This window comes from Embleya sp. NPDC055664 (assembly GCF_053618075.1).
In genome coordinates, this window is sequence record NZ_JBSHGZ010000035.1 from 107,445 (window position 1) to 117,232 (window position 9,788).

A 9,788-nucleotide genomic window follows, 5' to 3' on the forward strand; every position below is an offset into this window, starting at 1 on the left:
TGTCGTCCGGGTGAGACTCCTCCGTGACGCGGGTCACGAACAGGGGTGGAGGAATACCTTTACTGAACCGTGATTACGCAGACACGATTCACTGGTTGATCCGCGTAGATCGGTCACGAAATCACAACAAGGCAGCGGTTGATGACGTGACGTCAGTTTTTTGGGGGCATCACTGCCTGTTGCCCCGGCTCGCCACGTTCCGCCGATCTTCGCTCACTGCGCGTGTCGTGTGCCCGCGGCGGCCATGTGAATCACCGTGCGGGACGGGCGCCTTCGTCGGGCATGTCGATCACCGGCCGTGGCGGGCGGCCTCGTCGAGCATGTCGATGCCGATGAACGGCCGGGTGTGCTCGCGCATCCACGCGGCGATCGGGTCGAAGGGGTCGTCGAGCGCGACCGAGGAGAGCGTCAGACCGGGCGGCGCGGCGGCCGACGCGCGGGCCATCGCGTCCCGCATGCGCTGCATCGCGGCGGGCTGATTGTCCGTCAGGCGCAGCCCGATCACGAGGCGTTCGGGGCCGACGGTGGGGCGTACCCAGGCCCGGTGGGCGGCGCGCACCACCTGGGTCTGGAACAGCTGCCCGCCGAGCAGGGAGTAGAACGCCGGGTCCCACAAGGTGGGTTCGCCGACCTCCAGGGGGCCGGCCATCAGTCGGTCCAGGCCGCCGACGATGCGGCGCAGGTCGAGGTAGGGCACGCCGACGCCGCCGCCCTGGGCGTGCGGATTCAGCCACAGACCCCAGCGGTCGGTGTACAGCGAGGACGCGATCTCGGGGACCGGACAGATCTCGAACGAGCGGTCCCAGCCACTGAGACGCAGCTGTTCCTCGGACGTGAACGCCGGGGCGTAGCGCCAGCCGGCCACGTCCATGTTCCCGTACTGCGCGTCCGGACTGCCGGGTTGCCCCTGCCACAACAACATCCACACGGGCGCGCCGACGAGCGCTTGCAGCAGCCGCTCGTAGGCGTCGTAGCGCCCGGGGGCCACCTGGCTCAACGCCTGCTCGACCTGGTTCACGACGTCCTCCCCGAACCCCATGTTTTTCGACACCGATGCCGGCCGCGGCCGGACGGGCTCAGCGCTGGTCGGCCCGCAGATAGAACGGCTGGGTCCGCTCCAGCATCCAGTCCCCCACAGGATCCTGCGCCACGTCCAGAAGCACCACGTTGACCGGCCACGGGCACGCGGCGCGGCCGAGCGCGCGCTCCAGGGCGCCGATCGCGGCCAGCCGGTCCTCCTCCTGCCACCGGTCCAGTTCGACGCCGACGAACAGGACCGGCGGATCGGACTCGACCTCGCCCAGGCCGCGCCGGGCGCTGAGCACCACGGGGACGTGGATGAACTCGGCGGCGGCGGCGATCAGGAAGTCCATCGGCTCCTGGTCGGGCTCGTACAGCCGCACCCGTGCGCCGCGGTGGGCCGCGCCGGGCAGCCGGGCCAGCTCCAGCACACCCGGCGGCGGGATCGGGATGCCCGCCTCGCCGCCCGGGTTGACCACGATGCCGATGTGCGGCGGCAGCCCTCGGGCGAACTCGCGCATCGGCGCCACAGTGCCCGCCATCGGCCCCGCGAGCCGGCGGAACTGCTCCTCCGAGGAGAACACCGGCACATACGGCAGACCGTCGATCTCGGCGGTGGGCAGGGTCAGTTCGGTGTCGGCAGCGCTGCCCCCCTCGGGCAGCGGCACCCACACGTCCGCCTCGGCGAGCGCCTCGAACAGGGCCTCGGCCCGGGACGGGTCGCGCATCGCCGCGACGAGCGCGCTCTCCACGGGATTGGCCGGGAACGGCATGGTGGTGCTCCTCTTGGTGTCCGGCGCAGTTTACGACTTGTCCGCATCCCGCCGTCGGGACTGTCCGGGTAGGGGGTCTGCGAAAACGATCCGGCGCAGTTGCCGCGCGGCCGCGCGGTCGAGCAGTACGCACGAGGTGAAGCCGCCCGGAGCGGAGGCGAGGGCGGGTCCGGCGTCCAGCCACGGGGCGAGCCGGGCGAGCAGCGCGCGCCATTCCCGGTGGTGTCGGGCGAACACCGCGGTGGACACCCCGCGCCCGCGCGCACGTTGGCCGGAAAGCGCCTGATGGGCCGTGACGTCCAGGAGCAGCGCGTGGGCCGGGATGCCCCGCCGCCGGGCCGCGCGCACCAGTACCCGGCGCAGGATCGGATTGCGGCCGCTGTCGTGCACCACCACCGCGCCGGGGCCACGCAGCGCCCGGGCCACCTCGCCGTAGTGCGACAGCCGCACCAGCGGCCGGTAGACCCGGTACGGCAGCCGCCCCACCCGCACCGCCCAGCGGGCCCGGACCAGGTCGGCGTCCAGGACCGCGACCGCGGGCCCGGCGGCGACCACCCGGGCCAGGAGCGTGCTCTTGCCCGCGCCCGGCAGGCCGGTCACCACGAGCACGCACGAGGCCGGATAGGAGAGCATGTCCACCCGCCGGACCCCGTCCCGCTCCCCCGCCCGGTTCCGCTCCTCCCGCAGGTCGTGCACGGACCGGGGGATCAACATGCCGCCCGCCGCGGCGCCGGTATGCGCCCCCGCCGAATCCGTCTCCACGAATCCTCCCCTGATGTCCCGAACCCACGTGCCCTGCGCATGGTGTCGCACCGAGGGCGCGAGCGGGCGCCGGCGCTCCCCGGCCCCGGCGGGGGATTGACGACACGCGCTAGCATGCCGGGCACAACCTCATAACGGCCGTCGACCCCACGCGGAAGAGTCCTCGCCATCGAGCGGGGCGCCGAAGGAGCAACTCCTCCCCGGAATCTCTCAGGCACCGATACCGCATGGGTCAGGCACTTCTGGAAAGCAGACGCACCGTCGGTGCGGCTCACCCACGGTGCAAATCCCGGTCCGACGCGGCAGCGGCGGACGGGATGAAGCTCTCAGGTTCCGATGACAGAAGGGGAGGGCACCCCACTTTTCGACCGACTTTGGCCGAAAAGGGCTGAACGCCATGGCAGGGAGCCCCCTTTGTCCTCGAATTCGTTCTCGTACTCGTTCCGGTTCTTGATCCGGGGCCCGTCCCCGTTCCGGTACGGGCCGCAGCACCCGTCACCTCTCGTCGCACCTCGGGCCCGCGCCCGGGTCCGCGCCGTCCGGCATGCCCCGGACCGGTTCGCGCCCGCCGGGGGCTTCCGCCGGCGTCCCCTCGAAGGAGTCTTCGCATGACCACCGACCGCCGGACCCCGCTCGACGCCGTGCACGACGCGCTCGGGGCCACGATGACCGACTTCGCCGGGTGGCGGATGCCGCTGCGGTACGGGAGCGAGCGGGACGAGCACACCGCGGTGCGCACCACGGCCGGCCTGTTCGATCTCACCCACATGGGCGAGATCGAGGTCACCGGCCCGGAGGCCGCCCGCGCGCTCGACCACGCCCTGGTCGGTTTCGTCTCGAAGATCGGGATCGACCGCGCCCGGTACACGATGATCTGCACCGAGGAGGGCGGCATCGTCGACGACCTGATCGTGTACCGGCTCGGCGAAGAGCACTTCGTGGTGGTGGCCAACGCCTCCAACGCCGACGTGGTGGCGGGCAGCCTGAAGCACCGCGCGAGCGACTTCGACGCCACGGTGCGCGACGCGTCCGAGGAGTACACGCTGCTCGCCGTGCAGGGGCCCGCGTCGACCACGATCGTCGGTTCGCTGACCGACGCCGACCTGCCCGCGCTCAAGTACTACGCGATCCTGCGCACCGAGGTCGCGGGCGTACCCGTGCTGCTCGCCCGCACCGGCTACACCGGTGAGGACGGCTTCGAGCTGTTCGCCGCGCCCGGCGACGCGGTCGCGCTGTGGGACGCGCTGCTGGCCGCGGGCAAGCCGCACGGCCTGGTGCCGGCCGGCCTGTCCTGCCGGGACACGCTGCGCCTGGAGGCGGGCATGCCGCTGTACGGCCACGAGCTGACCCGGGACACCACGCCGTACGAGGCCAACCTGGGCCGGGTGGTCCGGCTGGACAAGCCCGAGGACTTCGTCGGCCGCGAGGCGCTGGCCGCGGCGGAGGCGGATGTGCGCCGCACGCTGGTCGGGCTGACCTCGCCGGGCAAGCGGGTTCCGCGCGCGGGCTACCCGGTGGTGGACGCGGACAGCGGCGAGCGGGTCGGCGAGGTCACCTCCGGCGCGCCGTCGCCGACGCTCGGCATGCCGATCGCGATGGCCTACGTGGCGACGGAGCGGGCCGAACCGGGCACCCGGCTGGCGGTGGACATCCGCGGCAAGGCCGAGCCGGTCGAGGTGGTGGCGCTGCCGTTCTACAAGCGCGGCTGAGCCGAACCCCTTCCTATATCACCGGAAAACGTCCCAAATCATCCTGAGGGACGGACTTACCTCATTCGAATGGAGAATGGACCCGTGCACGCACCCCAGCACCTGCGCTACAGCAAGGAACACGAGTGGCTCGACGAGGCGGCCTCCCCCGCCGTCGTGGGCATCACCCAGCACGCGGCCGAGGCGCTCGGCGACGTGGTGTTCGTCGAGCTTCCCGAGGTCGGCCGGGTGGTCGTCGCCGGTGAGCCGTGCGGCGAGCTGGAGTCCACGAAGTCGGTCAGCGACATGTACGCGCCGGTCTCCGGCGAGGTCGTCGAGATAAACGACGCCGTCGTCGAGGACCCGGCCCTGGTGAACTCCGACCCCTTCGGGGCGGGCTGGCTGTTCAAGGTGCGCATCGACGGCGAGGCCGAGGGCCTGCTGTCGGCCGACGAATACGCCGCGTTCTGCGGCGAATGATCGAGATCGACCCGATCGAGGAGCTGACAACCGTGACGATCCTGGACCGTCCCCTGGGCGAGGTGGACCCGCAGGTCGCCGCCGCCGTCGCCGACGAGCTGCACCGCCAGCAGAACACCCTGGAGATGATCGCCTCCGAGAACTTCGCCCCCGTGGCGGTGCTGGAGGCGCAGGGCTCCGTTCTCACCAACAAGTACGCCGAGGGCTACCCCGGCCGGCGCTACTACGGCGGCTGCGAGCACGTCGACGTGGTCGAGCAGCTCGCCATCGACCGGGTCAAGGAGCTGTTCGGCGCCGAGGCCGCCAACGTGCAGCCGCACTCGGGCGCGTCGGCCAACGCCGCCGCGATGTTCGCGCTGCTCTCCCCCGGCGACACGATCCTCGGCCTGGACCTGGCCCACGGCGGCCACCTCACCCACGGCATGCGGATCAACTTCTCCGGCAAGCTCTACAACGTGGTCGCCTACCACGTCGACGAGAAGACCCACCGCGTCGACATGGAGGAGGTCGAGCGGCTCGCCAAGGAGCACCGGCCGAAGCTGATCATCGCCGGCTGGTCGGCCTACCCCCGGCAGCTCGACTTCCCCGAGTTCCGCCGGATCGCCGACGAGGTCGGCGCGTTCCTGATGGTCGACATGGCGCACTTCGCCGGTCTGGTCGCCGCGGGCCTGCACCCCAGCCCCGTGCCGTACGCCGACGTGGTCACCACCACGACGCACAAAACCCTGGGCGGCCCGCGCGGCGGCGTGATCCTGTCCAAGGCGGAATACGCCAAGAAGATCAACTCGGCGGTCTTCCCGGGCCAGCAGGGCGGCCCCTTGGAGCACGTGATCGCGGGCAAGGCGGTGGCGTTCAAGGTCGCCGCCTCCGACGACTTCAAGGACCGCCAAAAGCGCACCCTGGAGGGCTCGGCCATCCTCGCCGAGCGGCTGACCCGCAAGGACGTCACCGACGTGGGCATCACCGTGCTCACCGGCGGCACCGACGTGCACCTGGTCCTGGTCGACCTGCGCGACTCGGAGCTGGACGGGCAGCAGGGCGAGGACCGCCTGCACTCGATCGGCATCACGGTCAACCGCAACGCGGTCCCGTTCGACCCGCGCCCGCCGATGGTCACCTCCGGCCTGCGGATCGGCACCCCGGCCCTGGCCACCCGCGGCTTCGGCAAGGCGGACTTCGAGGAGGTCGCCGACATCATCGCCGAGGCCCTGCTGCCCGACTTCGACGACACCCGCAAGGCCGCGCTCACCGCCCGGGTCACCACCCTGGCCGAAAAGCACCCGCTTTACCCGAACCTCTGATCCTGCGGATCGGGTTCGTCGACACGACGAAAACCGGGGCGCCGACTCGACATCCGCCGAGTCGGCGCCCCGTTTCGTCGTGGTCCCGCCGGGGCCGCCGCGGTCAGCGGCCGGAGAACTCGGGCTTTTCCTTGGCCACGAAGGCGCGCATGCCGGTGGCGCGGTCCTCGGTGGCGAACAGGGCGGTGAATTGGAGGCGTTCGATCTCCAGGCCCGTGTTCAGGTCGGTTTCCAGGCCGCGGTCGATGGACTCCTTCGCGGCGCGCAGGGCGTAGGCCGGGCCATTGGCGAATTGCCGGGCCCACTCGACGGCCTCGGCGTAGACGTCCGCGGCCGGCACGACCCTGTCGACCAGGCCGATGGACAGGGCCTCGTCGGCGGCGACGAAGCGGCCCGTGTAGATCAGGTCCTTGGCCTTGGACGGGCCGATCAGGCGGGGCAGGCGCTGGGTGCCGCCGGCGCCCGGGATGATGCCCAGCGTGATCTCGGGCTGGCCGAGCTTGGCGTTGTCGGCGCAGACCCGGACGTCGGCGCACAGGGCCAACTCGCAACCGCCGCCGAGCGCGAAGCCGGTGATCGCGGCGACCACCGGCTTGGGGATCTCGGCGACGGCGGTGAACGCGGATTGCAGCGCGGCGCCCCGGTCGGCCATGTCCGTGTAGGTCATCTCGGCCATCTCCTTGATGTCCGCGCCCGCCGCGAACACCTTCTCCCCGCCGTAGATCACCACGGCGCGCACGTCGGCCCGCTCGCCCGCCTCCTGCGCCACCGCCCGCAGCTCCTCCTGGAGCTGCCGGTTCAGCGCGTTCATCGGCGGCCGGCTCAGCCGGATCGTGCCGACGCCGTCGGCCACTTCCAGGTTCACGAATTCGCCCATGACGCTCTCCTCTGGTCAGCCCTGATGTGCCGATCCGACCATAGGCGTCGCCACCTCGGCGGGCGGTGAGCGGGGCCACGACATCCGCCGAGGCCCCGTCCGCCGGGCGCCTCAGTGCGTGGGTGTCGTCGTGCCCTGCGTGGCGCCGGGCGCGCCGGTCGCGGTCCACTTGTCCCAGCTCAGGTTCCAGTCGGCGAAGCCGTTGTCGGCGTCGACCGTGCGCTCGTCGGAGCCGGAGATCTCGACCATGTCACCGGGGATCACCCGGTCGTACAGCCACTTGGCGTTTTCCTTGGTCATCGACACACACCCGTGGCTGGTGTTCTCGCTGCCGAAGACACTCGGGTCGGCCCAGTAGTTGCCGTGCACGAAGGTGCCCGAGGTGGTGACCCGCATCGCGAACGGCACGTCGTCGATGTCGTACTCGCTGCCCAGGCCCACCGTCTGCGAGTTCATCCGGGTCTTCTCGAACTTCTCGGTGATCGCCATCTTCCCGTTCCACGTGCTGTACTTCGGCGACTTGCCGGCCGTGATCGGGATGGTCTTGATCAACTGTTCGTTCTCGTAGACCTTCATGGTGTGCGCCTTCACGTCCACCATGGCGATCCGCTTGGTGGCGGCGACCTTGAAGCTGTAGCTCTTGAACTGATTGGCGATCGCGCCGTTGCCCACGTCGACGCCGCGCAGGTTCAGGTTGACCTTCACATTCGTGCCGGGCGCCCAGTAGTCCCTGGGCCGGTAGTCCACCCGGGTGTTGTCGAACCAGTGCCAGGCGCCCTCCACCTTCGGCTCGACGTCGACCGACAGCGCCTTCTCCACCGCGGCCCGGTTCTTGACCGGGTAGTCGAAGGTCAGCGACACCGGGAAGCCGACGCCGACGGTGGCCCCGTCCTCGGGGCTGAAGCGCGCGGTGACCTTCTTGTCGCCGGAGAGCGTGTTGAACGTCGCCCGAGCCGTGGTCGGCGCGTTGTCGGCGTTGGTCGCGGTCGCGCTCACCGTGTACTTGCCGCCGAGGGTGAAGGCGACCTTGGGCTTCCAGGTCTTGCCGTCGGCGTCGAGCGTGCCGTCGACCGGCTCGTTCTGCGCGTTGACCACCTTGACCTCGCCGAGCTTTCCGCCGCCCACCACGATCGTGATCGGCGCCTGCGGGTCGATCGCGTTGGCGCCGTCGGCCGGGGTGAGCGTGATCGACGCGGGATCCGCGCCCTTCTTCGAATCACCCTTGGTCGTGGTGCTGTTCGGGCCGCCGGGCTTCTTGCCGCCGTCGCCGCCGTCGTCCGAGCTGCAGCCCGACACGAGCAGGAGCGCGCCGAGCAGCAGTGCGGGCACCACGCGCCATCGGGCCCGTGACCGCGTCGAGAGCGACTTCGATCCTGCTGACATGTACGGGCAGTCCCTTCATCCGGAGCCGGGTCGCGACCCGGCCGAGGCCGAAAACCACATCCCACGTCTCATTCGACGAGCCGAACATCCGCCGCGGTTCCGCATTCCGGGGCACGCACGGGCAAATGAGGTGATCGGGGCGATCGTTGCCATCCTCGCGGACGACCGCGGGCCGCCTCGACCCGAATCGCATCGCGCCGTGATCCGTCATCCGGGCCGACGATCGGCCTCCACCAGGGCACGAATCAGCGTCGGAGCCGCGAATCCGGGCCGATCCACGGCCTCGGCGGGAAACGGACGGACGATCAATTCGTACTCCCCGGGCGAAGAAGCGGTCGGAGGCTGTGGCAAGACCGTGACGATCCGCTGGACATCCGTACCCTCGACGGCCTCGAGAAACCATTCCCAGGTATCGGCGGGCGTCCCCCGCCCGTCGGGGCCACGATCGAGGTGCAGCACGGTGTGCGCGCCGGCGAGCACCGCGCCCAGTCGCAGCGGGTCGGACAGGTCGCTCACCGCGACCCGCACGCCCGCCGCGCGCAGCACACCGGCCGCGCCGCGATCACGGACCGTGGCCCGTACCTCGCCGGCGGACAGGGCGAGGTCGAGCGCGACGGCGCGACCGAGTGGCTGGTCGGCTCCGGTGACGACTACGGGCATGGCGGCAACCTTACTCAAACCCGACATTCGTGAAGCTCGGGTAAAGACGGGGGCGCGCGCCTCGCAGTGCGGGCCCACGAATCGAGTTGAGGCACACTTCCGCGCTCCGCCGGTAGGGAATGCGCCGTCGGTCACGCGCTGTTCGTCGACAAATCAATCAAAATCGACAGGGTGGCCGAAACATTGCGCCGAATCGGCGGAAAATACCCCTCACCCGCAACCCTCCGTATCGGCGCTCGTTGGGGGTTCGGGGCTTCCATGTCACTCTCCCGAGGGAAGCCGGACCGTACCGCTGGATTGTGCTCACCGTTTGCGACAGCTTGGTCACACGAAGTCGCCGTGGGGGTCGGATCGTTCGCCCCGCACGACGGCCCGTGGCGTACCTGATGGCGCCTACCTGATGACACCCGGGCCCCGCCCGGATCCGCGATACACGGAGGATCCCCATGAACCGCAAGCTCGCCACCCTGGCCGTAGCCCCCCTCGCCGCCGGTCTGCTCTTCCTCGGTGCGGGCGCCGCGTGCGCCGACGGCGGCAACGGCACGCTCGGCGACAACGGCTCGAACGCGTCGACCACGACCTCCTCCACCACCAACAGCGGCAGCGGAAACGTCCTCGGCGGTGTCGACGGCAACTACAACGCCACCCAGCAGAGCGCGACCGGCGCGGGCGCCTCGAACCAGAACAACAACGCCGGGATCAAGGGCAACTCGGGCGTCGTGGTGATCAACCAGGGCAACGCCGACGTGCAGCACGCCTGGCACCCCTGGTTCTGAGTGGACCCGATCGGCTGCACCGACCCGGCCGATCGTCGCCCGCGGCGGCGGCATCCCTCGGGGGATGC

The 9,788-nt window shown here is 70.6% G+C and carries 10 protein-coding genes and 2 riboswitches; of the genes, 4 read left to right on the forward strand and 6 right to left on the reverse strand.

Annotated features, from left to right (window positions below):
- Positions 1-289: 289 nt before the first annotated feature.
- Genes ACWGR4_RS38100 through ACWGR4_RS38110 form a run of 3 tightly spaced genes read right to left on the reverse strand, consistent with a single transcriptional unit; the run spans position 290 to position 2,555 of the window.
- Positions 290-1,018, reverse strand: a complete 729-nt coding sequence (locus tag ACWGR4_RS38100) for an enhanced serine sensitivity protein SseB C-terminal domain-containing protein (RefSeq protein WP_452129422.1) — start codon at positions 1,016-1,018, stop codon at positions 290-292.
- Positions 1,019-1,076: 58 nt separating this feature from the next.
- Positions 1,077-1,793: an enhanced serine sensitivity protein SseB gene (locus ACWGR4_RS38105; protein WP_379995109.1), complete on the reverse strand. Its 717-nt coding sequence runs from the start codon at positions 1,791-1,793 to the stop codon at positions 1,077-1,079.
- A 30-nt stretch (positions 1,794-1,823) separates the two neighbouring features.
- Positions 1,824-2,555 carry an AAA family ATPase gene (locus ACWGR4_RS38110; RefSeq protein ID WP_379995107.1) on the reverse strand — a complete coding sequence of 244 codons (732 nt, stop codon included), beginning with the start codon at positions 2,553-2,555 and terminating at the stop codon, positions 1,824-1,826.
- A 142-nt stretch (positions 2,556-2,697) separates the two neighbouring features.
- A riboswitch (glycine riboswitch) is annotated at positions 2,698-2,791 on the forward strand.
- Positions 2,792-2,908, forward strand: a riboswitch (glycine riboswitch).
- Between the two features lie 255 nt (positions 2,909-3,163).
- Here ACWGR4_RS38110 and gcvT point away from each other — a divergent pair.
- From gcvT to ACWGR4_RS38125, 3 genes are all read left to right on the forward strand, one after another.
- On the forward strand, positions 3,164-4,264 hold the full coding sequence (gene gcvT / locus ACWGR4_RS38115; RefSeq protein ID WP_379995105.1) for a glycine cleavage system aminomethyltransferase GcvT: 1,101 nt from the start codon (positions 3,164-3,166) through the stop codon (positions 4,262-4,264).
- An 84-nt stretch (positions 4,265-4,348) separates the two neighbouring features.
- On the forward strand, positions 4,349-4,723 hold the full coding sequence (gene gcvH / locus ACWGR4_RS38120) for a glycine cleavage system protein GcvH (RefSeq protein WP_379995103.1): 375 nt from the start codon (positions 4,349-4,351) through the stop codon (positions 4,721-4,723).
- Positions 4,720-6,024, forward strand: a complete 1,305-nt coding sequence (locus ACWGR4_RS38125) for a serine hydroxymethyltransferase (RefSeq protein ID WP_379995101.1) — start codon at positions 4,720-4,722, stop codon at positions 6,022-6,024. The genes gcvH and ACWGR4_RS38125 overlap by 4 nt, the downstream gene beginning before the upstream one ends.
- Before the next feature lie 103 nt (positions 6,025-6,127).
- Here ACWGR4_RS38125 and ACWGR4_RS38130 read toward each other — a convergent pair whose 3' ends face one another.
- From ACWGR4_RS38130 to ACWGR4_RS38140, 3 genes are all read right to left on the reverse strand, one after another.
- Positions 6,128-6,901, reverse strand: a complete 774-nt coding sequence (locus tag ACWGR4_RS38130) for an enoyl-CoA hydratase/isomerase family protein (protein WP_452134095.1) — start codon at positions 6,899-6,901, stop codon at positions 6,128-6,130.
- A 111-nt stretch (positions 6,902-7,012) separates the two neighbouring features.
- Positions 7,013-8,284 (reverse strand): L,D-transpeptidase, encoded by a 1,272-nt coding sequence (locus ACWGR4_RS38135; RefSeq protein WP_452134094.1) that lies wholly within the window; start codon positions 8,282-8,284, stop codon positions 7,013-7,015.
- 207 nt (positions 8,285-8,491) lie between these two features.
- Positions 8,492-8,944 (reverse strand): hypothetical protein, encoded by a 453-nt coding sequence (locus tag ACWGR4_RS38140; RefSeq protein WP_452134093.1) that lies wholly within the window; start codon positions 8,942-8,944, stop codon positions 8,492-8,494.
- Between the two features lie 446 nt (positions 8,945-9,390).
- Here ACWGR4_RS38140 and ACWGR4_RS38145 point away from each other — a divergent pair, with 446 nt between their 5' ends.
- A complete protein-coding gene (locus ACWGR4_RS38145; RefSeq protein ID WP_379995092.1) occupies positions 9,391-9,720 on the forward strand; it encodes a hypothetical protein in 330 nt (109 codons plus the stop codon).
- Positions 9,721-9,788: the final 68 nt, after the last annotated feature.